Origin of the sequence: Streptomyces sp. NPDC101225, from assembly GCF_044767585.1 — a bacterium.
In the GTDB taxonomy this organism is placed as follows: domain Bacteria; phylum Actinomycetota; class Actinomycetes; order Streptomycetales; family Streptomycetaceae; genus Streptomyces.
Genome location: NZ_JBIWOE010000029.1, coordinates 34340 through 59768 on the forward strand (window position 1 = coordinate 34340; position 25429 = coordinate 59768).

The window sequence follows — 25429 nt, forward strand, 5'->3', positions numbered from 1 at the left end:
CCACCCCCCGTGCACGTGCATCTGCTCATGCATCTGCACATGAACACGGCTATGATCCGGACAGTTGACCTTTGCATCAATGGCCACATGGCCACCGCACCACCGGGGAGCGACCTGTGGACCGCGACGCGTACAACGGCATGGCAGCCACGGAGCTGAACGAGGTGGCCTGGCAGAAGAGCCGGCACAGCAACTCGCAGGGCTCCTGCGTGGAGTTCGCGAGACTGCCCGGCGGCGAGGTGGCCGTGCGCAACTCACGTTTCCCCGACGGTCCGGCGCTGGTCTACACGCGCGCGGAGATCGAGGCGATGCTCCTGGGCATCAAGGACGGCGAGTTCGACCACCTGATAGCGGGCTGACCGCTGCCCTGCCCCGGGACAAACCGGGGCAAGCAGCTCTTTACGGGCTGTAACGCGCGTAGAACCCGGGCGTCGAACAACGCCCGGGTTCCCTATTCGGCGGACTGCGGCCGGACCGCGTGCGGCAGCCGGAACAGTGCCCAGACGACCTTGCCGCCCAGCGTCCCCGCCATCGGGTGCCAGCCCCAGCCGTCGGCGAAGGAGTCGACGAGGAAGAGGCCGCGGCCCGACTCGGCCGCGAAGTCGTCCGCCTCGCGTGCGACCGGGCCGGCCTGGCTCGGGTCGCGCACCGCGCACACCAGCCGCTCGGTCCAGCGCATCAGGTGCAGCCGTACGGGCGGGCTCTGGTCCGCGGTGCACAGGGTGCCGTCCGGCAGGCCGTGCCGCAGGGAGTTGGTGACGAGCTCGGAGACCACCAGGCACACGTCGTCGAAGCGCTCGCCTATGTCCCACTGGCCGAGGGTGCTGCGGGTGAAGTTCCGCGCCTCGCGCACCGCTTCGTACCGGGCGGGCAGGGCGCAGGAGGCGGCGTTGGACACGGCCGTGAGATCAAGCGGCGGAAGGCCCTGCCGTAACGGCTCGAGCATGGTCGATCCATTCGTCCCCATGCGAGGCACTCCCGGGAATTCGCGGTCGTTGCGATGCAGCGGTGGCGCGGGACCATGGTTTCGGATGTGCGGTGCAGATGCAAGGTGCAGATGCACGTGCACGTGACCGAATTAGACGTCCCCGTACCGCTTGTGGGGCATTTTTTCCGCCAACTTCTCTCCCTGTGGTTGCCAACTCCTTCCTCTCTCCTGTGCGGAATCTTTGACTTCTTGCCTTCTCTGTAATCGGACGAGTACTGCTCGGAGTGTTTTAGTGGCAGACTCTGGCCTCTGAAGCGGTTGGGGAGGCTGGCGAACGTGAGCGTGGGAGAGCCCGGATCGGTGGTGCGGCGCATGCTGCTCGGCTCGCAACTCAGGCGGCTGCGCGAGGCGCGCGGAATCACCCGCGAGGCAGCGGGTTACTCGATCCGTGCCTCCGAATCCAAGATCAGCAGGATGGAACTGGGCCGCGTGAGTTTCAAGACACGTGACGTGGAAGACCTGTTGACGCTCTACGGCATCACGGACGAGCAGGAGCGCGCGCAGCTCGTCTCCCTGGCCCGCGAGGCCAACGTCGCCGGCTGGTGGCACAGTTACTCCGACGTCCTGCCGACCTGGTTCCCCACCTATGTGGGCCTGGAGGGTGCGGCGCACCTGATCCGCGCCTACGAGGTGCAGTTCGTGCACGGCCTGCTGCAGACCGAGGCGTACGCGCGCGCGGTCGTGAAGCGGGGCATGAAGGGCGCGAGCGCCGCCGACATCGACAAGCGTGTGGCGCTGCGTCTCGAGCGGCAGAAGGGCCTGGTCTCCGAGCACGCCCCCGAGTTCCACGTCGTATTGGACGAGGCCGCCCTGCGCCGGCCCTACGGCGACCGCGAGGTGATGCGCGGCCAGCTCCAGCACCTGATCGAGATCTCCGAGCGGCCCAACGTACGGCTTCAGGTCATGCCGTTCAGCCTCGGCGGTCACTCGGGCGAGAGCGGGGCGTTCACGCTGCTCAGCTTCCCCGAGTCCGACCTGTCGGACGTCGTCTACCTGGAGCAGCTCACCAGCGCGCTCTACCTGGACAAACACGAGGACGTCGTCCAGTACGAGAAGGCGCTCAAGGAGCTTCAGCAGGACAGTCCCGGGCCGGACGAGAGCCGCGATCTGCTGCGGGGTCTCCTCCAGCTTTCCTAGGGTTCTCCCCAGAAGATTGCGGAGCGTCCCCAACTCACCTGCGCCACCAGTACGATGACATGTGATCAGACCGTGACGCCGATCGTCTGTCTGCTAGTGATTTGGGGATCACATGTCGTCCTACTTCACCGACCTGGCCCAGCAGTACATCGACGGTGAGTGGCGCCCGGGTACCGGCTCCTGGGACATCATCGACTTCAATCCGTACAACGGCGAGAAGCTGGCGTCGATCACGATAGCCACGGTCGACGAGGTCGACGAGGCGTACCGCGCGGCCGCCCGCGTCCAGAAGGAATGGGCGAGAACCAACGCCTACGCCCGCCGGGCGGTCCTGGAGAGGGCGCTCAGGCTGATCGAGGAGCGCGAGCAGGAGATCGCCGAGGTGATCATCGCCGAGCTCGGCGGCACCCGGCTGAAGGCCGGCTTCGAACTCCACCTGGCCAAGGAGTTCCTGCGCGAGTCGATCCAGTGGGCGCTGCGCCCCGAGGGCAAGATCCTCCCGTCGCCGGTGGACGGCAAGGAGAACCGCCTCTACCGCGTGCCGGTGGGGGTCGTGGGCGTCATCAGCCCCTTCAACTTCCCCTTCCTGCTGTCCCTGAAGTCGGTCGCCCCGGCCCTCGCGCTCGGCAACGGCGTGGTGCTCAAGCCGCACCAGAACACCCCGATCACCGGCGGTTCGCTGGTCGCGAAGATCTTCGAGGACGCGGGGCTGCCGGGCGGTCTGCTGAATGTCGTCATCACCGACATCGCCGAGATCGGCGACGCCTTCATCGAGCACCCGGTGCCGAAGGTCATCTCGTTCACCGGCTCCGACAAGGTCGGCCGCCATGTGGCCACGGTCTGCGCCGCGCACTTCAAGCGCTCGGTCCTCGAACTCGGCGGCAACAGCGCGATCGTGGTCCTCGACGACGCCGACATCGACTACGCGGTCGACGCCGCGGTCTTCAGCCGGTACGTCCACCAGGGCCAGGTCTGCATGGCGGCCAACCGCGTGCTCGTCGACCGCGTCATCGCCGACGAGTTCACCGAGAAGTTCGTCGCCAAGGTCAGGACGCTCAAGGCCGGGGACCCGAGCGACCCGCAGACCGTCATCGGCCCGGTGATCAACTCCTCGCAGGCGGACGCCATCTCGGCCACCGTCGAGCAGGCGATCGCCGAGGGCGCGACGGCCCTGGTGCACGGCGCGACCACCGAGAACCTGGTCGAGCCCTCGATCCTGACCGACCTGCCCGCCGACTCGGCCCTGCTCCGGCAGGAGGTCTTCGGCCCGGTCGCCTTCCTGATCCCCTTCGACGGTGAGCAGGAGGCGGTCGCCATGGTCAACGACACGCCGTACGGCCTGAGCGGGGCCGTCCACACGGGCGACGTCGAGCGCGGCGTCAACTTCGCCAAGCAGATCGACACCGGCATGTTCCACGTCAACGACGGCACCGTCCACGACGAGCCGCTCGTCCCCTTCGGCGGCGAGAAGAGCTCGGGTGTGGGCCGGCTGAACGGCGAGTCGACCGTCGACTGCTTCACCACGCTGAAATGGATCTCGGTGCAGCACGGCCGGAGCGGCTTCCCCTTCTAGGACGGAACCTGTCCTAGACGACCCGTAGCTTCGTCGGTGTCAGGGGGAGCCCCCGGCTCCCCCTCCCCGCAGCACCCGACGAAAGGCGGCCGGTCATGGTCACTCACGTTTCCGCAGAAGCCCAGGGCGACGAGCGCGGAGCGCTGCTCGCGTTCATCGAGGAACAGCGCGGCGGCATCCGGCGCGCCCTGCTCGGACTGACCGAGGAGCAGGCCGCGAGCAGGCCCAGCGCGAGCGAGCTGTCCCTGTCCGGCCTGCTCAAGCACGTGGCCGAGGTCGAGCAGGGCTGGATCGCGCGGGCCCGGCAGGAGCCGCCGGCCATCCAGCGGGACGCCTCCAACTGGCACGAGACGTTCCAGCTGGTCGAGGGCGAGACCGTGCAGTCGCAGCTCGCCCACTGGGAGAAGGTCGCCGCGGAGACCGAGGCGTACATCCGCTCCGTGCCGAGCCTCGACGACACCTTCCCGCTGCCGGACCAGCCCTGGTTCCCGCCGGAGGGCCGTGTCTCGGTGCGCTGGCTCTGCCTGCACCTGATCCGCGAGACCGCGCGGCACGCCGGGCACGCCGACATCATCCGCGAGTCCCTGGACGGCGCCACCGCCTTCGAGCTGGTCGCCAAGGAGCAGGGCACGAGCGGGGGCTGACGTCAAGGGTCCTACGCTGGCCCCATGTCAGCGATCCGTCTCCTGGTGCTCGGCGCGGTCCGCCGGCACGGGCGGGCCCACGGCTACCAGGTGCGCGGCGACCTGGAGTACTGGGGCGCGCACGAGTGGTCCAACGCCAAGCCCGGCTCGATCTACCACGCGCTCAAGCAGATGGCGAAGCAAGGGCTGCTGCACGGGCACGAGATCGCGCCGTCGACGGCCGGCGGCCCGCCGCGCACGGAGTACGAGATCACCGACCGGGGCACGCGGGAGTACTTCCGGCTGCTGCGTGAGGCGCTGACCTCGTACGACCAGAAGACGGACGTCAAGTCGGCGGCGATCGGCTTCATGGTCGACCTGCCGCGGGCCGAGGTGGTGGCGCTGCTGAAGGAGCGGATCCGGCGCACCGAGGCGTGGCGCTCCTCGGTCACCGAGCACTACGTCCCCGAGGGCGGCCCCGAACAGCTCGGCCACATCGGCGAGATCATGAACCTCTGGGTCCACACGGCCGACGTAGAGGCCGGGTGGACCCAGAAGCTGATCGGGCGGATCGAGGGCGGGGCGTACACCTTCGCGGGGGAGGGAGAGCCGTTCGTCGGTGTCCTGGCGGACGGCGAGGAGAACCCCTACGCGACGGGGGAGCACCACCCCGGGGACGACCGCTGAACACCCGGTGGACCGCTGAACACCCGGTGGACCGCTGAACACCCGGTGCGGGGTCCCCTGAGGGGCGCTGCCCGTCAGTGGTGGAAGCCGGTGGCCGCTCCCTTGTCCTTGGGTGCGGGGTGCGGCTGCTTGCGCAGTTCGGGCAGCAGCCGGGACAGGTCCTCCACGAACAGGTCGGCGAGGTCGCTGGAGAAGCCGTTGCGGCACACCACCCGCAGCACGGACAGGTCCTCCCGGTTCGGCGGGAAGGTGTACGCGGGCAGCAGCCAGCCGCTCTCCCGCATCCGCCGGGACACGTCGAAGACGTCGTACGCGCTCACGCCGTCCGCGGTGGTGAACGCGAAGACGGGCAGCTGGTCGCCCCTCGTCAGCAGCCGGAAGTCGCCGAGCGCCTCGACCCGGTCGGCGAGGGACACGGCCACGTCCCGGGTGGTCTGCTGCACGGCGCGATAGCCCTCGTGGCCCAGCCGCAGGAACGTGTAGTACTGCGCGACCACCTGGGCGCCCGGGCGGGAGAAGTTGAGGGCGAAGGTCGGCATGTCGCCGCCCAGGTAGTTGACGCGGAAGACCAGCTCCTCGGGCAGCGCCTCCTTGTCGCGCCACAGGGCCCAGCCGACGCCCGGGTAGACGAGGCCGTACTTGTGCCCCGAGGTGTTGATGGACGCCACGCGCGGGAGGCGGAAGTCCCACACCAGGTCCTCGTCGAGGAACGGCGCGATCATGCCGCCGGACGCGCCGTCGACGTGCACGGGGATGTCGAGGCCGGTGCGCTCCTGGAGGGCGTCGAGGGCCGCGCACAGGTCGGCGATGGGCTCGTAGGAGCCGTCGAAGGTGGAGCCGAGGATGCCCACGACCCCGATGGTGTTCTCGTCGCACAGGTCGACGGCGGCCTGCGGGTCGAGGTGGAAGCGCTCACCCTCCATGGGCACGAGGCGCGCCTCGACCTCCCAGAAGTTGCAGAACTTCTCCCAGCACACCTGGACGTTGACCCCCATGATCAGGTTGGGGCGCGCCCCGGGGGCGGGGTTCCGCTTGCTCCAGCGCCGTTTCAGGGCCATCCCGGCGAGCATGCACGCCTCGCTGGACCCGGTCGTGGAACAGCCGACGGCGGCCGCCGGATCCGGCGCGTTCCACAGGTCGGCGAGCATCGCCACGCAGCGCCGCTCCAGCTCGGCGGTGCGCGGGTACTCATCCTTGTCGATCATGTTCTTGTCCCGGCACTCCGCCATCAGGACACCGGCCTGCGGTTCCATCCAGGTGGTGACGAACGTGGCGAGGTTCAGCCGGGAGTTGCCGTCCAGCATCAGCTCGTCGTGCACCAGCTGATACGCCGTCATGGGCGGCAGCGGACTGTCCGGGAGCCGGTGCCTGGGCGGAGCGCCGGTCATGCCGGCGACCGGATTGGCCTCCCCGAAGAAGGGGTTGACCGACACCGGACGCTCGTCGTGCTTCTGCGGGCCTTTGTGGAGGGCCATGGCCTTGTCTCCCTTGTGTCAATCGAGGAACGGGTGTCAGTGGACCGGAGTTCCGTCGTCCCGCAGCTGCATCTGGGGCCGGCCGGTCACCAGCAGCCAGGCGGGCAGCGAGGCGAAGCAGAGCAGGGCGATGATCGAGGGTTCGGACACCAGCACCGCGGCCGTGAACAGGCTCACCCAGCCCTGGCGGGTGATGGCGAGGAGTATGCCCAGGACGCCCGCGGCGACGCCGACCGCCGGGTGAACGGCCGGAACCAAGGCGTGCGCGCCCAGCCCGAAGGCGGCCCCGACGAACACCGACGGGAAGATGCGGCCGCCCCGGAAGCCGCAGGACGCGGCGACGAGCAGCGCGGCCAGCTTCACCACGGCCATCCCCACGAACTGCCCGGCCGACCAGCCGTCCGGGTTCTTCGCCAGGTCGGCGACCTCGTCCAGGCCCTTGAAGAGTGTCAGATGCCCGCCCAGGGCGCCCAGCAGCCCCAGCACGAGCCCGCCGGCCGGCAGAGCCAGCATGGGGTGGTCGAGGCGCGCGAAGGCGCGGTGGAGGTACGGGAAGGCGTAGACGGCGCACATGCCGAGCACCGCCGCCAGCGACGCGACCACCAGGACGGACAGCAGATCGGCCCAGCCGGGCCGGCCGAAGGGCGGCAGCCGCAGGTCGAAGCTCGGCCGCGCCACCAGCGAGGTGGTCAGGGAGCCCGCCCCGGCGGCCACCAGGGGCCCGAACACGTTGTCCCAGAGCAGCCCCCTCATCTGCCGGCCGGCGAGCGCCTCGGAGATGACCAGCGCCGCCGCCACGGGCGTCCCGAACAGGGCGCCGATCGTCGCCGCCTCGGCGAGCGCCGGCCACAGGTGTCCGGGGGCCCGGCTGATCAGCCGGCTCCCCAGCCAGTAGGCGAGTGCCACGTTCACCGCGATGATCGGGTTCTCCGGCCCGAGGCTCGGCCCGCCCGCGAGCATCAGCGCGGTCGCCAGCACCAGGCCGGGCAGCACGGAGAGCGGCAGGACGGGGGCGTTCAGGCTCAGGGTCGCCGGATCCGGGCCCGCGTGCCCGGGCACCTTCCACACCACCAGGCCGACCGCGATGCCGGTCGTGGTCAGCACGACGAGAATCCACGGGACGGAGTACCGGCCCACCCCGAGGGCGTCCGGCAGGTTGTTCCAGAGCACGTGCTGGAGCCGGCCCGCCGCCGCGCTCACGCCCACGAGCAGAAGGCTCGCCCCCACTCCCACGACCAGAGCGGGGATGATCAACGGCACCAGCGTGCGCGCCGGTGTCGCCGGGACCGCGGGCGCCCGCTGGGCGGAATCGTGGGCCACGGGCTCACCATAAGCGGACGAAAGGCAGGAAACATCCGGAGGGCGGGCGACACCCGGGCATCCGCCGGTGAACCGACTTGCACCTCACGTGGCGTGAGGGTTCAGCGTGGAGTGCGTACCGAGAAGGGAGCGGACGAAGTGAGTTACTCCGTGGGACAGGTCGCGGGCTTCGCGGGCGTCACGGTGCGCACCTTGCACCACTACGACGACATCGGCCTGCTCGCCCCCGGCGAGCGCAGCCGTGCGGGACACCGGCGCTACAGCGACGCCGACCTCGACCGGCTGCAGCGCATCCTGTTCTACCGGGAGCTCGGCTTCCCGCTCGACGAGGTCGCCGCCCTGCTCGACGATCCGGCCGCGGACCCGCGCGCGCACCTGCGCCGCCGGCACGAGCTGCTGATCGCCCGGATCGAGCGGCTCCAGAAGATGGCGGCGGCCGTCGAACACGCCATGGAGGCACGCAAGATGGGGATCAACCTCACACCCGAGGAGCGCTTCGAGGTCTTCGGGGACAACGACCCCGCGCAGTACGCCGAGGAGACCGAGCAGCGCTGGGGGAACACGGAGGCGTACGCCGAGTCGCAGCGCCGCGCGGCCGCCTACACCAAGGAGGACTGGAAGCGCCTGCAGGCCGAGGCCGACGCCTGGGCCGAGCGGTACACCGCGCTGGTGGCCGCGGGCGAGCCGGCGGCCGGGGAGGCGGCGACGGACCTGGCCGAGGAGCACCGGCAGCACATCAGCAGGTGGTTCTACGCGTGCCCGTACGACATGCACCGCTGTCTCGCCGAGATGTACGTCGCCGACGAGCGCTTCAAGGCGTTCTACGACGCCATGCGCCCGGGCCTGGCCGAGCACCTGAGGGACGCGATCCTGGCGAACGCCGACCGTCGCACCGCATAGCGCACCCGGTCCGGGAGCCCGCTCCCGGGCCGGGACCACCGCGGCCGGTTCCCGGTCCTGTCCCCTCCCGTGGCTCACAGCTTTGTGCCAGGCCGCGCACAGTGCATCCTGGAGGCACCGGTGGAACCTGGGGCGGACACATTGCGTTGATAGCTTTGTGCGCCCGCGGAAGGACGCCGTACCTTCTCTCACCCCCTCAGGGAGCCCGGAACCGTGACGACGCTTGCCCTCGGCCCGAGCTGGCTGGATCCGAACCATCTGCTCGACACGTTCGGCATCTGGGGCCTGCTCCTGATCGTCTTCGCCGAGTCGGGCCTGCTCATCGGCTTCTTCCTGCCGGGTGACTCGCTGCTGTTCACCTGCGGCCTGCTGATCACCGCCGGCACCATGGACTTCCCGCTGTGGGCGGCGGTCCTGCTCATCTGCCTCGCCGCGATCGCCGGCGACCAGGCGGGCTACCTCTTCGGCAAGAAGGTCGGCCCCTCGCTCTTCAGCCGCCCCGACTCCCGCCTGTTCAAGCAGGAGAACGTGGCCAAGGCGCACGAGTTCTTCGAGAAGTACGGCCCCAAGTCCCTGGTCCTGGCCCGCTTCGTGCCCATCGTGCGCACGTTCACGCCGATCATCGCGGGCGTCAGCGGCATGCGGTACCGCTCCTTCCTCACCTTCAACGTCATCGGCGGCGTGCTGTGGGGCGCGGGCGTGACCCTGCTGGGCTCCTGGCTCGGCAACGTGGACGTCGTCCACAAGAACATCGAGGCGATCCTGGTCCTGATCGTCCTGGTCTCGGTGGTCCCGATCGCCATCGAGTTCCTGCGCGCCCGCGGCAGGGCCAGGAAGAACGCCGAGGCCCCCGCTGCGGCGCCGGAGCAGCACCGGCCCCCGGTCATGGACGACGCGACGACCCGGCTGCGCCGCGTCCCGGCGGCGGACGACCGCGGCCACCATCGGCCGCAGCAGTACCAGCAGCAGTACTCCCAGCAGCAGTACTCCCAGCAGCAGTACCCGCAGCACTCTCCGCAGCAGCAGTACCCGCAGCAGCACTCCCCGCAGCAGTACCCCCAGCCGTACCCGCAGCAGTACGCGCCGCAGCAGCAGCCGTACGACCCGGACCGGTCCTCCGCACCGAACCAGCCGTACGACCCGGACCGCCAGCCGTACGACCCCGACCGGCAGTACGCCCCGCAGTATCCGTACCAGCAGCAGTACGACGACCCGCACCACGGACAGCCTCCGCGCGGCTAGGGCCGTTCGACGCGCCCTAGAACCCTCGGGTCCGCTTGGCGGCCCGGCGGCCGGCCGCGCTCGCCGCGCCCGGTACCCGCAGGAACAGCCGTGAGATCTCGGAGCCGAGGTTGACCCCGATGGCGATGGCCATGGCCAGGGAGACGGCCGTGGCCAGGGCGACCAGCCCCTTGTCGACCTCGTTCTGGGCGATCGCCAGCAGCCCGAAGTAGGTGGCGGAGCCCGGCAGCAGGGGCCCGATCGCCGCCGTCGTGTAGGGCAGGGCGGACGCGAACCGGTAGCGCGACAGCAGCTGGCCGAACAGGCCCACCAGGCCCGCCGCCACCGCGGTGGAGGCGACGGGCGAGAGCCCGCCGGGGTAGTGCAGCGCGCCGTAGACCACCCAGGCGACGCCGCCGTTCAGCGTCACCCACAGCACGGTGGCCCGCTCCTGCTGGAGCAGCACGGCGAAGGTCAGGGACAGCAGCATCGACGCACAGATCTGCACGACGGGCTGCGTGGAGTTGCCCAGGGCCGCGTCCGGGTTGAGCTTGGCGCCCAGGTTCACCCCGAAGTACAGGACGACCAGCACGCCCGTGACGATGCCGACGAAGAGGTACATGACCTCCAGCAGCCGCGCCGACGCGGTGATGTAGAAGCCGGTGAGGCCGTCCTGCACGCCCGCCACCAGCGCCCGTCCGGGCAGCAGCGCGAACAGGCCACCGGTGATGACGGCGGACGCCTTGACGTCGACGTGCGCGACGGTGAGCGCGACCCCGAGGGCGGCGGGCGGCATCGCGGCCACCGTGAACTGGTAGAACTCCGGCAGCCCGCGCCCGGCGCACAGCCACGCCAGCCGGTCGCCGAGCATCGCGCCCAGCGCGGCCGCCAGGAACACGAACGGTCCACCGCCGACGAGCACGGAGGCCGCGCCCGCGAGCAGGCCGCTCGCCCCGGTCAGCACCCACCCCGGGTAGGGGTGCCGGTTGCGCCGTATCTCGGCGAGCCGCCGGTAGGCCTCCTCCAGGGAGAGGTGATGCTCCGCGTCGCTGAGGTCGAACACCAGCTGGAACACGGCGGCCAGCCGCGTGTAGTCGACGGCTCGGCGCCGCACGGTCCGCGAGGCCGTCACCGGGTCCTCGACGAGGGACGGCTGGTAGGAGATCGACAGCAGCGTGAAGGTGACGTTCGGCTCGCAGCGGTCTAGGCCGTAGGAGCGGCAGACCGCGAACATCGCGGCCTCCACGTCCTCGGCGCCCTCGCCGCCGGCCAGCAGCAGCTCGCCGATACGCAGGGTCAGGTCGAGCACGCGCGGGACGGCGGGACCGCCGTCCTCCGCCTTCGGCCCCGGCTCCGGCGAGGGCCGCTCGGCCACCGGCATCCGCAGCATCGTGCGCATCCGGTCCTGCCAGGGCGCTTCCTTGGTCAGGCTGACCACGGGGACGCCGGCCGCCGGCGTGAAGGCGGCGGGGGCCTGCCCGGCGTTGTAGGTGCGCGGAGGGCTGAACGCCGACCCCCCGGGCTCCGGGCCGTTCGCCTGGGGGACGTCCAGGCCCACGGGGACCTCGAACTCCGACGTGGTCTCCGGTTCGACGAGACCCGCGGGGGCGGCGAAGCCCGCGGGAAGGGCGAACTCGGATGTGATCTCCGGGTCGAACGTGGTCCTGGCCTCGTCCGACTGCGGCTTGCGGTCCTCCGCCTCCGTCACGTTTGTGGCGCTCCCTGTACGACGCGTGCAGCAAGGCCAGTATGCGCACAGAAAACCAAACGGGCCGCACGCGTGTGCGTGCAGCCCGTCGCAGGACTCAGGCCTCAGTGGCCACCCTGCTCCTTGAACCGCTTGTAGGACCGCTCGATCTCCAGCTCGGCGTCCGTGCGGCCGACCCAGTTGGCGCCCTCGACGGACTTGCCGGGCTCCAGGTCCTTGTAGACCTCGAAGAAGTGCTGGATCTCCAGGCGGTCGAACTCGGAAACGTGGTGGATGTCACGCAGATGCTCCACCCGCGGGTCCGTGGCGGGCACGCACAGCAGCTTGTCGTCGCCGCCGGCCTCGTCCGTCATCCGGAACATGCCGATCGCGCGGCACTTGATCAGGCAGCCCGGGAAGGTCGGCTCGTCCAGGATGACCAGCGCGTCCAGCGGGTCGCCGTCCTCGCCGAGGGTGTTCTCGACGAAGCCGTAGTCGGTCGGGTAGGCGGTCGAGGTGAAGAGCCGACGGTCCAGGCGGATCCGACCGGTCTCGTGGTCCACCTCGTACTTGTTCCGCGAACCCTTCGGGATCTCGATCGTGACGTCGAACTCCACCGGTGGCTCCTCCATGATCAGCACATAGTTCTGGTGGTTAAGTGTCCCTCACGCAGGTGTGTGATCGCGAAAGGGGCTGGTGGTCGTGCCCGAGTTGAGGCCTTGGCGAGTTGCGAGACCGCATGTGACGCGGGTCGCGAACGCCGTACGACCGCGTCTGGCACAGGCCGCCGGTACCGTACGCCCGCGTCTCGAACGAGCCGCGAACGCAGTGCGGCCGGGCCTTCGACGGGCCACGGCCGCTGCGAAACCGCAGCTCGCGCGCGTGCGGACCGTACGGTTCACGCGGCCGAAGTCCGTCGGCACACGGGGGTTCACCGCGGGCGCCGCGGTCGCCGGTCTGGCGCTCGCGGTCACCGTGGCGACCGCCGCCGGTCCCTGGGACTCCACCGGTCAGCGTACGGCCGAGGAGGACCGCGCAGTCGCCCTGGAACGCACGGGTGGCACAGATCACGGCCGTAATTCCGATACGCCCGGTTCGTCCGGCGCGGTGGCCGGAGCGCCCCGGCCGGCTCCCAGCGCCGCGTCCGTCCTGGTCGGCCTGGGACGCGCCACGACCGCCGTGCGGCCGTCCCCGACCGGCACGGCCCTCGCCGGCGTCCTGGACCCCCTGCTGGACGACGCGGCGCTCGGCGCCCACCACTCCGCCGTGGTCGTCGACGTCGCCACCGGCAGGCGCCTGTACGGCACCGGCGCCGGCGACGCGCTGACCCCCGCCTCCACGACGAAGATCGCCACCGCGACCGCCGCCCTGTCGGCGATGGGGGCCGACCACCGGCTGACCACCCGGACCGTCCTGGAGCCGGGCAGCAGGAAGCTCGTCCTGGTCGGCGGCGGCGACCCCACCCTGACGGCCCGTGTGCGGGACGGGGGCACCTCCCGATCGGGCGGAGCCGGGGACGGGCCGGCCTGGGCCAGCCTGAAGGATCTGGCCGACGGGACGGCGAAGGCGCTGAAGAAGCGCGGCCTGCGGGAGGTGACCCTCTCCTACGACGCGAGCCTGTTCGCCGGCCCCGCGCTGCACCCCATCGGCGTCAACGGCAACCTCGCGCCGGTGAGCGCCCTGGTGGCCGACGAGGGCCGTACCGACGACTCGACGAGCGGTCCGGTCACCCGCGTGACGGACCCGGCGGCGGACGCGGCCCGCAAGTTCGCGGCCTTCCTGGAGGACGACGGCGTCAAGGCCTCGTCCCCCGGCCCGTCCAGGGCGACGAGCGAGGCCGAGAACGTCGCCGCCGTCTCCTCGCCCCCGCTGTCGGCCGTGGTCGAGCGGATGCTGACCAACAGCGACAACGACATCGCCGAGGCCCTGGCCCGCCAGACGGCCGTCGCGACGGGGAGGCCGGCGAGCTTCGACGGTGGCGCGGCCGCGATCGCCGCCCAGCTCAAGAAGCTCGAACTCCCCCTCAAGGGCGCCCAGTTCCATGACGGCAGCGGCCTCGACCGCAACGACCGGCTGACGGCCGACCTGCTCACCGCCCTGCTGGTCGAGGCGGGCGACCCGGCCCGTCCCGAACTCCGCCCGATCCTCACGGGCCTGCCGGTGGCCGCCTTCACCGGAACCCTGACCGGCCGCTACCACGACGGAGCGAGCGGGCTCGTACGGGCGAAGACCGGCACCCTGACGGGCGTGAACACCCTTGCGGGCACCGTGGTCGACCAGGACGGCCGCCTGCTGGCCTTCGCGTTCCTCGCCTCGGGCACGACGAATCCGGCGGCGGCCCAGTCGGCCCTGGACCGCACGGCGACGGCCCTGGCCGGGTGCGGCTGCCGCTGACGCCGGCGGTCACCTCGCGCCGGGCCGCCCGCGCGGCCTGCCCCAAGTGGTGACGCTCACGTACCGTTGACGCATGACGAGCATCGGTGGTGCCGAGATGGTCGACTGGAATCTCGCGGTGGCGACCGCGACCCGCCTCGTACGGCCGGGCCCCGACGTGAGCCGCGACGAGGCCCGAGAGGTCGTCGCGGAACTGCGCCGGCACGCCAAGGCCTCGGAGGAGCACGTCCGCGGCTTCACCCAGATGGGTACGGGAGAGGTCCACGACACCCCCGTCCTCGTCGTCGACCGCCCCGGCTGGGTGCGGGCGAACGTCGCCGGCTTCCGGGAGATCCTCAAGCCGCTCCTCGACAAGATGCAGGAGCGGCGCGGCAGCAGCCCCGGCGGCGCGGTCCTCGGCGCCGTCGGCGGCAAGGTCACCGGTGTCGAGCTGGGCATGCTGCTGTCGTTCCTGGCCTCCCGCGTCCTCGGCCAGTACGAGACGTTCGCCCCGGCCACCCGCGAGCTCCCGGCCGGGGAGGGCGGCGGTGGCCGGCTGCTCCTCGTCGCCCCGAACATCGTGCACGTCGAGCGTGAACTCGACGTGCAGCCCCACGACTTCCGCCTCTGGGTCTGCCTGCACGAGGAGACGCACCGCACGCAGTTCAGCGCGGTGCCCTGGCTGCGCGACCACCTTGAGGGTGAAATCCAGTCTTTCTTGGGGGAGACCGACGTCGACCCCATGACGGTCCTGGAGCGCATCCGCGAGGCCGCCCAGTCCCTCTCGGGCGGACGCCCCGAGGGCGAGGAGGAGGACGGCGGACGGTCCTTCGTCGAGATCGTGCAGACGCCCGCGCAGCGGGAGATCCTCGGGCGCCTCACCGCCGTGATGTCCCTCCTGGAGGGCCACGCCGACTTCGTGATGGACGGCGTGGGCCCGCAGGTCGTGCCCTCCGTCGCCGAGATCCGCGAGAAGTTCCAGCAGCGCCGCGCGAAGGGCGCCTCCCGGCTGGACATGGCCCTGCGCAAGCTGCTGGGCCTGGACGCCAAGCTCCGGCAGTACCGCGACGGCGAGCGGTTCGTGCGAGCCGTCGTCGACCAGGTGGGCATGGACGGCTTCAACCGGGTGTGGACCTCCCCCAACACCCTCCCGACCAAGGCGGAGATCGCCAAACCGGCGGACTGGATCGCGCGGGTGCACCGCAAGAGCGAGTCGTGAACCCCGGGGAAGGGCGTGAAGGAATCCGGCCGACGGCAGGCGAACGCCCCTCCAATCACCCGTCCGAGGGACCGTGAGCGATGGGTAGGCGTGCGATGCTCGGGGAACGGCCCGGTTCTGTCACCATCTACACACTCTGAGTGACCAACCTGGGTTCAACCCCCCGAAAACTTCATGAAGGGAACCGGACATGGGTCCCCATCCAGCGGTCGCGGCGATACGCCTGGCGGTCCGCCACGTCCTCCACGACATCCTCAACGAGCAGCAGACCGCCCCCAAGGGCCCACGGCTCTTCGAGCAGTCCCCGCACGAGCGCCGGTCGTCGCCGCTCGTGCTCGTGGCATGCTCCGGCGGCGCCGACTCCATGGCCCTCGCCTCCGCCCTCGCCTTCGAGGCCCCCAAGCTCGGCATCCGCGCCGGTGCCGTCACCGTCGACCACGGGCTGCAGGCCGGGTCCGACCTGCGGGCCGAGGAAGTCGCCCTGCGCCTGCGCGAACTGGGTCTCGACCCGGTCGACTCCGTGGCCGTGACCGTCGGCCGCGAAGGCGGCCCCGAGGCCGCCGCCCGCGACGCGCGCTACGCCGCCCTCGACGCCGCCGCCCTCCGGCACGCGGCCACCGCGATCCTGCTCGGCCACACCCGCGACGACCAGGCCGAGACGGTCCTGCTGGGACTCGCCCGCGGCTCCGGCATCCGCTCGCTGTCCGGCATGGCCGCGGTCTCGGGGGCCGACGGCCGTTACCGGCGCCCCTTCCTCCAGGTCGACCGGCAGACCGCCCGCAAGGCCTGCATGGTCCAGTCCCTGTCCGTCTGGGACGACCCGCACAACGCCGATCCCGCGTACACCCGCTCCCGGCTGCGCCACGAGGGTCTGCCGGCCCTGGAGAAGGCGCTCGGCAAGGGCGTCGTCGAGGCACTGGCCCGCACCGCCCAGCTCTCCCGTGACGACGCCGACGCCCTCGACGCCTGGGCCGGCCAGGCCGAGTCCTCCGTGCGCGACGCGGCCGGTCTCCTGGAGTGCGCCAAGCTCTACGGCCTGCCGCCCGCCGTGCGCCGCCGCATCCTGCGCAAGGCCGCCATCGAGGCCGGGGCGCCCGCGGGTTCGCTGTTCGCCCGCCACATCGAGGAAGTCGACCGGCTGATCACCGGCTGGCGCGGCCAGGGAGTCATCAATCTCCCGGGCAAAGTCGTCGCCCAGCGCCAGGGTGGCAGACTGGTGATTCGGCAAGGCTGAAACCTTGCCCCCCTTTGGGGGGTGATGGGCGGCCGGTGGGACGACCGAAAGTGATGCGGGTGGACGCGAAAGACATGGGTGCCGACCTCAAGCAGGTGCTCATCACCAAGGAAGAGATCGACGCGAAGCTGGCCGAGCTGGCCGCGAAGATCGACGCGGAGTACGCGGGCAAGGACCTGCTGATCGTCGGCGTCCTCAAGGGCGCGGTGATGGTCATGGCGGACCTCGCCCGGTCGCTGTCCACCCCCGTCACCATGGACTGGATGGCCGTGTCCTCCTACGGCGCGGGCACCCAGTCCTCCGGCGTGGTGCGGATCCTCAAGGACCTCGACACCGACATCAAGGGCAGGCACGTCCTGATCGTCGAGGACATCATCGACTCCGGGCTGACCCTGTCCTGGCTGCTGTCCAACCTCGGCTCCCGCGAGCCCGAGTCGCTCAAGGTGTGCACGCTGCTGCGCAAGCCGGACGCCGCCAAGGTCGCCATCGACGTGGAATGGGTCGGATTCGACATCCCGAACGAGTTCGTCGTGGGATACGGCCTGGACTACGCCGAGAAGTACCGCAATCTCCCGTTCGTGGGTACGCTCGCGCCCCACGTCTACGGCGGCTGAGCCAGCGAGGCCGTCCTTGTAGGACGATCGGGAACCCCAGCGGGTTTCGCGCCGTTGGAGCATGCAGACGGGCTTGCCAGCCCTCCCGTGCGGCTTCGCGCGACAAAGCTGGGGTACCGTCAGAAGAACTGTCTTATCAAACTCACTATGGCAGGAGGGACGGGGCGACACCGCTCCGTATGGATGGACGTGAAGCGATACTTCCGTGGGCCGGTCATGTGGATCGTGCTGGCCGTCCTTGCCGTGGTCGTGTTGATGCAGGTCGTCGGCTCGTCCGGCGGCTACAAGACGGTGGACACCGGCCAGGTCGTGGCAGCGATCAACAACGACAAGGTGCAGTCGGCCAAGCTGACCACCGGTGACGAGCAGACCGTCAAGGTCCAGCTCAAGGACGGCGACAAGGTCGAGGGCAGCTCGAAGATCCAGGCGAGCTACATCGGCGACCAGGGCGTGACCATCGCCAACACGCTGCAGACCAAGTACCAGAACAAGCAGATCCCGGACGGCTACACGGTGTCGCCGTCCAAGCAGAATCCCTTCCTGGGCATCCTGCTCTCCCTGCTCCCCTTCGTTCTGATCGTGGTCGTCTTCCTGTTCCTGATGAATCAGATGCAGGGCGGCGGCTCCCGGGTCATGAACTTCGGGAAGTCCAAGGCGAAGCTCATCACCAAGGACACACCCAAGACGACGTTCACGGACGTCGCGGGCTGTGACGAGGCCGTCGAGGAGCTCCACGAGATCAAGGAGTTCCTGCAGGAGCCGGCCAAGTTCCAGGCCGTCGGCGCCAAGATCCCCAAGGGTGTGCTGCTCTACGGCCGTCCCGGTACCGGCAAGACGCTCCTCGCGCGCGCCGTGGCCGGCGAGGCCGGAGTGCCCTTCTACTCGATCTCCGGTTCCGACTTCGTCGAGATGTTCGTCGGTGTCGGTGCCTCCCGTGTCCGTGACCTGTTCGAGCAGGCCAAGGCGAACGCCCCGGCGATCGTCTTCGTCGACGAGATCGACGCGGTCGGCCGCCACCGCGGCGCCGGCCTCGGCGGCGGTCACGACGAGCGCGAGCAGACGCTGAACCAGCTGCTCGTCGAGATGGACGGCTTCGACGTCAAGGGCGGTGTGATTCTCATCGCCGCCACGAACCGGCCGGACATCCTCGACCCGGCGCTGCTGCGCCCGGGCCGCTTCGACCGTCAGATCGCGGTCGACCCGCCGGACCTCCAGGGGCGCCTGGAGATCCTCAAGGTCCACCAGAAGGGCAAGCCGGTCGCTCCGGACGTCGACCTCGCGGCCGTCGCCCGCCGTACCCCGGGCTTCACCGGCGCCGACCTGAGCAACGTCCTGAACGAGGCGGCGCTCCTGACGGCCCGCAGCGACAAGAAGCTGATCGACAACTCCATGCTGGACGAGGCGATCGACCGCGTGGTGGCGGGCCCGCAGAAGCGGACCCGGATCATGTCGGACAAGGAGAAGAAGATCACCGCGTACCACGAGGGCGGTCACGCCCTGGTCGCGGCGGCGTCTCCCAACTCCGACCCGGTCCACAAGATCACGATCCTGTCGAGAGGCCGGGCCCTCGGCTACACGATGGTGCTGCCGGACGAGGACAAGTACTCCACGACCCGCAACGAGATGCTGGACCAGCTGGCCTACATGCTGGGCGGCCGCGCGGCCGAGGAGCTCGTCTTCCACGACCCGACCACGGGTGCCGCGAACGACATCGAGAAGGCCACCACCACGGCCCGCGCGATGGTCACGCAGTACGGCATGACCGAGCGGCTGGGCGCCATCAAGTTCGGTGGCGACAACACCGAGCCGTTCCTCGGGCGTGAGATGGCTCACCAGCGCGACTACTCGGAAGAGGTTGCCGCGCTGGTGGACGAGGAAGTCAAGAAGCTCATCGAGAACGCGCACAACGAGGCCTGGGAGATCCTGGTCGAGAACCGCGACGTCCTCGACAACCTCGTCCTTCAGCTGCTGGAGCGGGAGACGCTGGGCAAGGAGGAGATCGCCGAGATCTTCGCCCCCATCGTCAAGCGTCCGCCGCGTCCGGCGTGGACGGGCTCCTCCCGGCGCACGCCGTCCACCCGTCCGCCGGTGCTCTCCCCGAAGGAGCTCGCACTGACGAACGGCGCGAACGGCGCGACCCCGGCGATCTCCACCGTCAAGGCCACCGCCACGGAGTCGGCCCCGGTGGCCGAGCCCGCTCCGGAGGACCGTCCGGAGAGCTGACCACCGCTCCTCCGGCGGCCGCGACCGGCCCGGAATGAACGCCGCGCCCCCCAGGTTTTAGCCTGGGGGGCGCGGCATTTCGCCATGTCCGCAGCTGAGACGCGTGGTCCGCACGCGTGACCCCGCAATGGAACGAGGCACCACATGACCGACCCCGTGACGCTGGACGGCGAGGGCTCGATCGGCGAGTTCGACGAGAAGCGCGCCGAGAACGCCGTCCGCGAACTGCTGATCGCGGTCGGCGAGGACCCCGACCGGGAGGGGCTCAAGGAGACGCCGGCCCGGGTCGCGCGGGCGTACCGGGAGATCTTCGCGGGGCTGTGGCAGAAGCCCGAGGACGTGCTGACGACGACGTTCGACCTGGGCCACGACGAGATGGTGCTCGTGAAGGACATCGAGGTGCTGAGCTCCTGCGAGCATCACCTGGTGCCCTTCGTCGGCGTCGCCCACGTCGGGTACATCCCGTCCAGCGACGGCAAGATCACGGGGCTGTCGAAGCTGGCCCGGCTCGTGGACGTCTTCGCCCGGCGGCCGCAGGTGCAGGAACGACTCACCACGCAGATCGCCGACTCGCTGATGGAGATCCTCGAACCGCGCGGCGTGATCGTCGTCGTCGAGTGCGAGCACATGTGCATGTCGATGCGCGGCGTCCGCAAGCCGGGGGCGAAGACCATAACGTCGGCCGTGCGTGGTCAGCTGCGTGACCCGGCCACCCGCAACGAGGCGATGAGCCTGATCATGGCGCGCTGACGGCGCCCTGCGGGACCGCCGTCAGGCGGGGGACGCCGCGCCGTTGTTGTCCTCGTCGTCCTCCGGGAGCCGGCACACGCGCTCCAGGAAGATGGCCGCCACTATGACGGCGATGCCCGCCACGACGGAGAAGCCGGCGTAGATGGCCTGGTCGCGGCGGGCGGGCATGTCGAGGAGCTCCAGCAGGAAGACGCCCGTGCCGCCGTACATCCCGGCGACGAGGGCGGCCACGAGTGCGCTGGCCTGCCCGAAGACGACCGCGCGGGCCGCCATCAGGGGATCGACGCCCTTGGCCTCGGGGCGGCGCTCCCGCTGGGCCTTGAAGCGGGCGCGCAGGGACAGCGCCGTGGCGAGCAGGACCACCGCGATCAGGGCGAGCACGATGGGGGCGGCCAGGGGGACGCTGGGAAGGGTCCCGATCGCGTTCCAGAGGCGGGCGCCCGCCCAGGACAGGATCGCGGCCACGACGAACACGCCGACCAGCACCCTGATGCGCAGCTCTCTCACGGTGTCCCTTCAACTCCCCCAGGTCCTCGCGGACCGTACCGCAGACAGTGGTCGTCCTGACCTTAACGACTACTCGGGCAGGTGGAGTTCCAGGTCCGCGCGCGGTGTCACGCCCGCGCGCGTGACGGCGCCCAGGAGATCGGCGACGGAACCGCGGCCGGGCAGCAGGGCGTCGGGATCGAGGTCGTGCCAGGGGGCCAGGACGAAGGCGCGCTCGTGGGCCCGGGGGTGGGGGAGCGTGAGGTGCGGGTCGTCGGCGACGAGGTCGGCGTAGGCGACGATGTCGACGTCGAGGGTGCGGGCGCCCCAGCGCTCGTCCCGGACCCGGTGGAACGCCTCCTCCACCGCGTGGGCCCGCTCCAGGAGCGAGGACGGCGGGAGGGTGGTCTTCAGCACGACGACCGCGTTGAAGTACGACGGCTGGCTGCCGGGCTCCACGCCCCAGGGCTCGGTCTCGTAGACCGGCGAGACGCCCTTGACGCGGACGCCGGGGGTGTCCTCCAGCGCGTCGATGGCGCCCTGCAGGGTCTCCAGGCGGTTGCCGAGGTTCGAGCCGAGGGAGATCACCGCCCGTTTCGGGTTGTGCAGCGTCGTGTCGGCGGCATCCACCTGTGCCACGACGGAGGCGGGTACCGGCTGTACGGTCGGGTCGCTCTGACCCGCGGTGAAGGACGCGGTCATACTCGGCTCCGGGTGATGGTGACGGTCACGTCGTCGAAGGGGACGGTGATCGGTGCGTCCGGCTTGTGGACGCAGACCTCGACCTCCTGGACCCCCTCGTGCTTCAGACAGGCCTGGGCGATGCGCTCGGCGAGCGTCTCGACGAGGTCGACGGGCTCGCCCTGGACGACGGCGACGACCTCCTCCGCCACGATGCCGTAGTGCACGGTCTTCGCCAGGTCGTCGTCGGCGGCGGCCGGACGGGTGTCCAGGCCGAGGGCGAGGTCCACGATGAAGGTCTGGCCCTCCTCGCGCTCCCTGGGGAACACGCCGTGGTACCCGCGGGCCCTCAGGCCGCGCAACGCGACACGATCCACGCGAATCACTCCTGCAATCGTCGGTGACGGCCGGTACGTACCGTGTGCGGGCGGCACACCGGCCTCGAACGAATCTACCTGCGGGCACTGACAGGACCGGGCCGCGGGGGCATGGCCTGAGCCGGAACCAGGAGTTTCATCGCGTGTTTCCCCTGGGGAACCCGGCGGCTCACGGGTTGGTAGCCGCCCCTACCCATGGGGCTGTGATTCCAACCACGTGTTGGTCCCTGCGGGGCGCGTACCCACTCAGGTGGGGGTCTCGTCCTCCTCGGCCTCGTCGTTCTCCGCCATGACGGGCGAGGCGTGGTGGGACCAGAGCTTCCAGCCCTCGGGGGTGCGGCAGAAGAGGTTCGAGGCGACCACCAGCTGACCGACGAGCGGCCCGAGCTCGTCGCCGCCCTCGGGCGCCGGGCCGCCGCTGAGGATGTTCTCGGTGCAGGTCACCAGGGCGGTGTCGCCGGTCACGGAGACGTGCACGTCGGTGAGGAAGAACTGGATGTAGTCGGTGTTCGCCATGATCAGCGCATACGACCGCAGGACCTCGCCGCGGCCCGTGAGCACGGGCCAGCCGGGATGCACGCAGGAGATCACACCGACGTCGGCCGGGTCGTGGAACTCCTCGTCGACGCCCAGGTCGGACGGGGCCAGCCAGAGCTCGGAGACCGCCTCGAAGTCACCGCGCTCCATGGCCTCGTAGAAGGCGGTGTTGGCGGCTTCGACCTGCTCGACGTCGGTGTGGGGGGCGCTCACCGGACTCCTTCGGTGCCGGGTGCGCCCGGCGCGTGTCCCGCGGAGCGCGCTCCTTCCACGGCGCGCGCCACGCGGACGGCGTCCGCCGTCGCGCGCACCTGGTGCACGCGCACCGCCCACGCGCCCGCCTGGGCCGCCAGCGCGGAGACGGCGGCCGTCGCGGCGTCGCGTTCGCGGGCGGGCGGCGGCGCGCCCTCGGGCCCGGCGAGCACGCGCCCGAGGAACCGCTTGCGGGAGGCCGCGACCAGCAGCGGGTGGCCGAGGGTGAGCAGGCGGTCGAGGTGGGCGAGCAGCACCAGGTCGTGCTCGGCGTCCTTGGAGAAGCCGAGGCCCGGGTCGACCACGACGCGGTCGGGGGCGATGCCGCCGGCCAGGACGGCCTCCACGCGCGCGTGCAGTTCGTCCACCACCTCCGCGACGACGTCGGCGTAGACGCCCTTGACGTTGCCGCCCTCCAGGAAGCCGCGCCAGTGCATGACCACGAAGGGGGCGCCCGTCTGCGCCACCACCGGGATCATCGCCGGGTCGGCGAGGCCGCCGCTGACGTCGTTGACAAGGGCGGCGCCGGCCGCGAGGGACTGCTCGGCGACACAGGCGCGCATGGTGTCCACCGAGACCGTGACGCCCTCGGAGACGAGCCCCCGGACGACCGGGATGACGCGCTTGAGCTCTTCGGCCTCGTCGACGCGGGTGGCGCCGGGCCGGGTGGACTCGCCGCCGACGTCCACCAGGTCGGCGCCCTCGGCGATCAGGTCGAGTCCGTGCTTGACGGCCGCCGTGGTGTCGAAGAAGCGGCCGCCGTCGGAGAAGGAGTCGGGTGTGACGTTCACGACCCCCATGACCGCGCAGCGGTCCCACTCCGGGAGGCCGGCGACGCGGCCACGTCCGTTCTGCTTGCTCATACGTTCAGCCTAGTGCTGTGGCCGGCAAATCTTTCCGGCCGCAGCACCGGGCCCCGGGTGCGGTGCGAAGACGCCGCGGCCCGGACGGAAGCCCTCCCCGGGCCGGAGGGGCGGGGCGTCCGTCCGGGCCTGTCCCGGCCGGCGCGCGGCCGGGCGCCGTCGGTCAGGAGCCGTCGCTCACGCGGCGCGTGCGTCGTGCTCCGCGAGGGCGTGGGCGTGCGGGCACGCGCGCGGGGCGGGCTTGCGGCGGCGCAGGAAGCGCGGCAGCGCCACGGCCAGGTCGACGAAGCCCTCCGCCTGCATGGCGGCGAAGCCGATGCGCGGCAGGTCGGCGGAGGCGCGGTAGACGACGAAGCGCGGCTCCCAGCGCGGCTGGAACTTGGCGTTGAACTTGTACAGGGACTCGATCTGGAACCAGCGGGAGAGGAACACCAGCAGTCCGCGCCAGGCGCGCAGCACCGGTCCGGCGCCGATCTTCTCGCCCCGCGCGAGCGCCGAGCGGAACATCGCGAAGTTGAGCGACACGCGCGTGATGCCGAACTTCGGAGCCGCCTGGAGCGCCGCGACGATGAGGAGTTCGTTCATGCCGGGATCGGCCGAACGGTCGCGGCGCATCAGGTCCAGCGAGGCGCCGTCGGCGCCCCACGGGACGAAGTGCAGGATCGCCTTGAGGTCGCCGTACTCTCCCGGCTCCGCGTCGGCCCGCCCGTCGCCCACCGTCGCCCTGCCCGAGGCGCTTCGCGCCGCCCCGTCGATTCTGTGGGCGGTGGCGATCAGGCAGTCGCCGTCGGAGGGGTCGCCGATGCGGCCCAGCGCCATCGAGAAGCCGCGCTCGGTGTCGGTGCCGCGCCAGTCGTCGGCGGCCTGGCGGATCCGCGCCAGCTCGGCGTCGCCGACGTCACGGACACGACGTACCCGGGTTTCGTAACCGGCGCGCTCGATGCGCTTGACCATCTGGCGCACGTTGCGCATCGCGCGGCCGGTCAGGGAGAAATCCGCCACGTCCACCACCGCCTCGTCGCCGAGTTCGAGGGCGTCGAGGCCGGTCTCGCGGGTCCACACCTCGCCTCCCGTCTCGGAGCAGCCCATCACCGCGGGCGTCCAGGAGTGGGCCTTGGCGACGTCCATGAAGTGCTCGATGGCGCCCGGCCAGGCCTCGACGTCGCCGATGGGGTCGCCGCTGGCGAGCATCACACCGGACACCACGCGGTACGTCACCGCCGCCTTGCCGCTGGGCGAGAAGACCACGGCCTTGTCGCGGCGCAGCGCGAAGTGGCCCAGGGAGTCGCGGCGCCCGTGCTTCTCCAGAAGCGCCCGGAGGTGTGCCTCGTCGTCCTCCGTCAGGCGCGCCGCCGGGTGTTCGGGCCGGAAGGCGAGGTAAATGGTCGTCACGGCGGTGAGCAGCCCGAGGGCGCCGAGCGAGAAGGCGACCGTCCAGGAGGTGTTGCCCTGGTAGTCCACCGGGCCCTCGAAGCCGAACAGGCCGTAGAGCACGTGCGTGATGCGGTCGGCCAGGCTCGGGTCGCCGACCATGCGGTCCGGGTGGACGCTGACGATGACCAGTCCGAGCACGAGGGAACCGGCGCCCATGAGCACGAAGTTGGCGAGCGCGCGCCAGCGGCTGCGCGGGTCGGGCAGGGCCGCGAACTGGTCGCGGTGGCGCAGCAGCGGGGCGAGCAGAACCAGCGAGATGAGCACGCCGACGACCGAGTGCCGGTACGTGAACTGCGCCACGGCGCCTGCCGGGAGGAGGGCCACCGCGGCGCGCCAGGCCCGGCGCTTGCCGCGCCTGAGGCCGTGCGCGAGCAGCAGCAGGAGAATGCCGGCGCTCAGCGACAGCGCGGCCGCGAACGGGCCGAACGAGCCGGGCAGCACCTCGGCGAGCGTGTGCATACGGCTGTGCCGGAAGCGCGGGAAGACCCCCGCCGCGACGTCCAGCAGACCGACGACGGCGCACGCCCTGGCGACCAGGACGGGAACGGCCTCAGGGCGCGGACCACGGAATACGCGCCGCGCGCTGCGTGATCGGGCGGGAACCCCACCCGACATTTCCTCATCTGTCCTGACAGACATCGCATCCCGTAGTTCTGCGAGAGACCTTGGATCCGGTACCGATTCGGGCATCCGGCGACATTGCGCCCTCTAGGACGGTGTCACGCGAGGAGAGGTTCACTCCGCTTCTCAAAGGCGTTTCAAAGGCCGGGGAAAG

The 25429-nt window shown here is 70.8% G+C and carries 24 protein-coding genes; 13 read left to right on the forward strand and 11 right to left on the reverse strand.

Going from position 1 to position 25429, the window contains the following annotated elements:
- The first annotated feature begins 140 nt into the window (after nucleotides 1–140).
- Nucleotides 141–359, forward strand: a complete 219-nt coding sequence (locus ACIRPX_RS31870; protein ID WP_404201856.1) for a DUF397 domain-containing protein — start codon at nucleotides 141–143, stop codon at nucleotides 357–359.
- Nucleotides 360–451: 92 nt separating this feature from the next.
- Here ACIRPX_RS31870 and ACIRPX_RS31875 read toward each other — a convergent pair whose 3' ends face one another.
- Complete coding sequence (locus ACIRPX_RS31875; protein ID WP_404201724.1) at nucleotides 452–967, reverse strand: ATP-binding protein; 516 nt, start codon at nucleotides 965–967, stop codon at nucleotides 452–454.
- Between the two features lie 333 nt (nucleotides 968–1300).
- Between ACIRPX_RS31875 and ACIRPX_RS31880 the strand changes: the two genes are divergently transcribed.
- From ACIRPX_RS31880 to ACIRPX_RS31895, 4 genes are all read left to right on the forward strand, one after another.
- Nucleotides 1301–2125, forward strand: a complete 825-nt coding sequence (locus tag ACIRPX_RS31880) for a helix-turn-helix domain-containing protein (RefSeq protein WP_404201858.1) — start codon at nucleotides 1301–1303, stop codon at nucleotides 2123–2125.
- 112 nt (nucleotides 2126–2237) lie between these two features.
- A complete protein-coding gene (locus tag ACIRPX_RS31885; RefSeq protein WP_404201726.1) occupies nucleotides 2238–3698 on the forward strand; it encodes an aldehyde dehydrogenase family protein in 1461 nt (486 codons plus the stop codon).
- Between the two features lie 95 nt (nucleotides 3699–3793).
- Nucleotides 3794–4342, forward strand: coding sequence for a DinB family protein (locus ACIRPX_RS31890; RefSeq protein ID WP_404201728.1), 549 nt, complete (start codon nucleotides 3794–3796; stop codon nucleotides 4340–4342).
- Nucleotides 4343–4366: 24 nt separating this feature from the next.
- Nucleotides 4367–5008: a PadR family transcriptional regulator gene (locus ACIRPX_RS31895; protein ID WP_404201730.1), complete on the forward strand. Its 642-nt coding sequence runs from the start codon at nucleotides 4367–4369 to the stop codon at nucleotides 5006–5008.
- Between the two features lie 74 nt (nucleotides 5009–5082).
- On the opposite strand, the gene ACIRPX_RS31900 is transcribed toward ACIRPX_RS31895, so the two are convergent.
- Together ACIRPX_RS31900 and ACIRPX_RS31905 are read right to left on the reverse strand one after the other, a co-directional pair.
- A complete protein-coding gene (locus ACIRPX_RS31900; RefSeq protein WP_404201732.1) occupies nucleotides 5083–6483 on the reverse strand; it encodes a glutamate decarboxylase in 1401 nt (466 codons plus the stop codon).
- A gap of 36 nt (nucleotides 6484–6519) precedes the next feature.
- Nucleotides 6520–7803, reverse strand: a complete 1284-nt coding sequence (locus tag ACIRPX_RS31905) for an ion channel protein (protein ID WP_404201734.1) — start codon at nucleotides 7801–7803, stop codon at nucleotides 6520–6522.
- Between the two features lie 138 nt (nucleotides 7804–7941).
- On the opposite strand from ACIRPX_RS31905, the gene ACIRPX_RS31910 reads away from it, so the two are divergent.
- Entirely contained in the window at nucleotides 7942–8703 is a 762-nt protein-coding gene (locus ACIRPX_RS31910) for a MerR family transcriptional regulator (protein WP_404201735.1), read from the forward strand.
- A 213-nt stretch (nucleotides 8704–8916) separates the two neighbouring features.
- Entirely contained in the window at nucleotides 8917–9945 is a 1029-nt protein-coding gene (locus ACIRPX_RS31915) for a DedA family protein (RefSeq protein ID WP_404201737.1), read from the forward strand.
- Between the two features lie 16 nt (nucleotides 9946–9961).
- Here the strand turns inward: ACIRPX_RS31915 and ACIRPX_RS31920 are convergent, their stop codons facing one another.
- Together ACIRPX_RS31920 and ACIRPX_RS31925 are read right to left on the reverse strand one after the other, a co-directional pair.
- The gene (locus tag ACIRPX_RS31920) at nucleotides 9962–11632 is read right to left on the reverse strand and encodes a threonine/serine exporter ThrE family protein (protein ID WP_404201738.1); all 1671 of its coding nucleotides are present in this window, start codon (nucleotides 11630–11632) and stop codon (nucleotides 9962–9964) included.
- Between the two features lie 104 nt (nucleotides 11633–11736).
- Nucleotides 11737–12228, reverse strand: a complete 492-nt coding sequence (locus ACIRPX_RS31925) for an inorganic diphosphatase (protein WP_404201740.1) — start codon at nucleotides 12226–12228, stop codon at nucleotides 11737–11739.
- Nucleotides 12229–12352: 124 nt separating this feature from the next.
- On the opposite strand from ACIRPX_RS31925, the gene dacB reads away from it, so the two are divergent.
- The 6 genes from dacB (at nucleotide 12353) to folE (ending at nucleotide 20024) form a co-directional block, all read left to right on the forward strand.
- Nucleotides 12353–14005, forward strand: coding sequence for a D-alanyl-D-alanine carboxypeptidase/D-alanyl-D-alanine-endopeptidase (gene dacB / locus ACIRPX_RS31930; protein WP_404201742.1), 1653 nt, complete (start codon nucleotides 12353–12355; stop codon nucleotides 14003–14005).
- Between the two features lie 73 nt (nucleotides 14006–14078).
- Nucleotides 14079–15203 (forward strand): zinc-dependent metalloprotease, encoded by a 1125-nt coding sequence (locus ACIRPX_RS31935; protein WP_404201744.1) that lies wholly within the window; start codon nucleotides 14079–14081, stop codon nucleotides 15201–15203.
- A gap of 190 nt (nucleotides 15204–15393) precedes the next feature.
- Nucleotides 15394–16437 (forward strand): tRNA lysidine(34) synthetase TilS, encoded by a 1044-nt coding sequence (gene tilS / locus ACIRPX_RS31940; RefSeq protein ID WP_404201746.1) that lies wholly within the window; start codon nucleotides 15394–15396, stop codon nucleotides 16435–16437.
- A gap of 53 nt (nucleotides 16438–16490) precedes the next feature.
- On the forward strand, nucleotides 16491–17051 hold the full coding sequence (gene hpt, locus ACIRPX_RS31945; RefSeq protein ID WP_399138215.1) for a hypoxanthine phosphoribosyltransferase: 561 nt from the start codon (nucleotides 16491–16493) through the stop codon (nucleotides 17049–17051).
- Nucleotides 17052–17234: 183 nt separating this feature from the next.
- Nucleotides 17235–19274, forward strand: a complete 2040-nt coding sequence (ftsH, locus tag ACIRPX_RS31950) for an ATP-dependent zinc metalloprotease FtsH (RefSeq protein ID WP_404201748.1) — start codon at nucleotides 17235–17237, stop codon at nucleotides 19272–19274.
- A gap of 144 nt (nucleotides 19275–19418) precedes the next feature.
- Nucleotides 19419–20024 (forward strand): GTP cyclohydrolase I FolE, encoded by a 606-nt coding sequence (gene folE / locus ACIRPX_RS31955; protein WP_404201750.1) that lies wholly within the window; start codon nucleotides 19419–19421, stop codon nucleotides 20022–20024.
- Between the two features lie 21 nt (nucleotides 20025–20045).
- Here the strand turns inward: folE and ACIRPX_RS31960 are convergent, their stop codons facing one another.
- The 6 genes from ACIRPX_RS31960 to ACIRPX_RS31985 all read right to left on the reverse strand — a co-directional run bounded on the left by ACIRPX_RS31960 (nucleotide 20046) and on the right by ACIRPX_RS31985 (nucleotide 25269).
- Entirely contained in the window at nucleotides 20046–20531 is a 486-nt protein-coding gene (locus tag ACIRPX_RS31960) for a DUF3180 domain-containing protein (RefSeq protein ID WP_404201752.1), read from the reverse strand.
- 69 nt (nucleotides 20532–20600) lie between these two features.
- Nucleotides 20601–21212 carry a 2-amino-4-hydroxy-6-hydroxymethyldihydropteridine diphosphokinase gene (gene folK, locus ACIRPX_RS31965; protein WP_404201754.1) on the reverse strand — a complete coding sequence of 204 codons (612 nt, stop codon included), beginning with the start codon at nucleotides 21210–21212 and terminating at the stop codon, nucleotides 20601–20603.
- Entirely contained in the window at nucleotides 21209–21568 is a 360-nt protein-coding gene (gene folB, locus ACIRPX_RS31970; protein WP_404201756.1) for a dihydroneopterin aldolase, read from the reverse strand. The genes folK and folB overlap by 4 nt, the downstream gene beginning before the upstream one ends.
- A 246-nt stretch (nucleotides 21569–21814) precedes the next feature.
- Nucleotides 21815–22318, reverse strand: a complete 504-nt coding sequence (locus ACIRPX_RS31975; protein WP_404201758.1) for a nuclear transport factor 2 family protein — start codon at nucleotides 22316–22318, stop codon at nucleotides 21815–21817.
- Nucleotides 22315–23220 (reverse strand): dihydropteroate synthase, encoded by a 906-nt coding sequence (gene folP / locus ACIRPX_RS31980; protein WP_404201760.1) that lies wholly within the window; start codon nucleotides 23218–23220, stop codon nucleotides 22315–22317. Before folP ends, ACIRPX_RS31975 begins: the two co-directional genes overlap by 4 nt.
- A gap of 177 nt (nucleotides 23221–23397) precedes the next feature.
- Nucleotides 23398–25269, reverse strand: coding sequence for a phosphatidylglycerol lysyltransferase domain-containing protein (locus ACIRPX_RS31985; protein ID WP_404201762.1), 1872 nt, complete (start codon nucleotides 25267–25269; stop codon nucleotides 23398–23400).
- Nucleotides 25270–25429: the final 160 nt, after the last annotated feature.

Coding starts and splice junctions, on each gene's coding strand:
- folE (WP_404201750.1), top strand. CDS start 19,419: ATGACCGACCCCGTGACGCTGGACGGCGAGGGCTCGATCGGCGAGTTC.
- ftsH (WP_404201748.1), top strand. CDS start 17,235: ATGGACGTGAAGCGATACTTCCGTGGGCCGGTCATGTGGATCGTGCTG.
- folP (WP_404201760.1), bottom strand. CDS start 23,220: ATGAGCAAGCAGAACGGACGTGGCCGCGTCGCCGGCCTCCCGGAGTGG.
- ACIRPX_RS31935 (WP_404201744.1), top strand. CDS start 14,079: ATGACGAGCATCGGTGGTGCCGAGATGGTCGACTGGAATCTCGCGGTG.
- ACIRPX_RS31885 (WP_404201726.1), top strand. CDS start 2,238: ATGTCGTCCTACTTCACCGACCTGGCCCAGCAGTACATCGACGGTGAG.
- ACIRPX_RS31870 (WP_404201856.1), top strand. CDS start 141: ATGGCAGCCACGGAGCTGAACGAGGTGGCCTGGCAGAAGAGCCGGCAC.
- tilS (WP_404201746.1), top strand. CDS start 15,394: ATGGGTCCCCATCCAGCGGTCGCGGCGATACGCCTGGCGGTCCGCCAC.
- ACIRPX_RS31985 (WP_404201762.1), bottom strand. CDS start 25,269: ATGTCGGGTGGGGTTCCCGCCCGATCACGCAGCGCGCGGCGCGTATTC.
- ACIRPX_RS31875 (WP_404201724.1), bottom strand. CDS start 967: ATGGGGACGAATGGATCGACCATGCTCGAGCCGTTACGGCAGGGCCTT.
- folK (WP_404201754.1), bottom strand. CDS start 21,212: ATGACCGCGTCCTTCACCGCGGGTCAGAGCGACCCGACCGTACAGCCG.
- ACIRPX_RS31890 (WP_404201728.1), top strand. CDS start 3,794: ATGGTCACTCACGTTTCCGCAGAAGCCCAGGGCGACGAGCGCGGAGCG.
- ACIRPX_RS31895 (WP_404201730.1), top strand. CDS start 4,367: ATGTCAGCGATCCGTCTCCTGGTGCTCGGCGCGGTCCGCCGGCACGGG.
- ACIRPX_RS31880 (WP_404201858.1), top strand. CDS start 1,301: ATGCTGCTCGGCTCGCAACTCAGGCGGCTGCGCGAGGCGCGCGGAATC.
- hpt (WP_399138215.1), top strand. CDS start 16,491: ATGCGGGTGGACGCGAAAGACATGGGTGCCGACCTCAAGCAGGTGCTC.
- ACIRPX_RS31900 (WP_404201732.1), bottom strand. CDS start 6,483: ATGGCCCTCCACAAAGGCCCGCAGAAGCACGACGAGCGTCCGGTGTCG.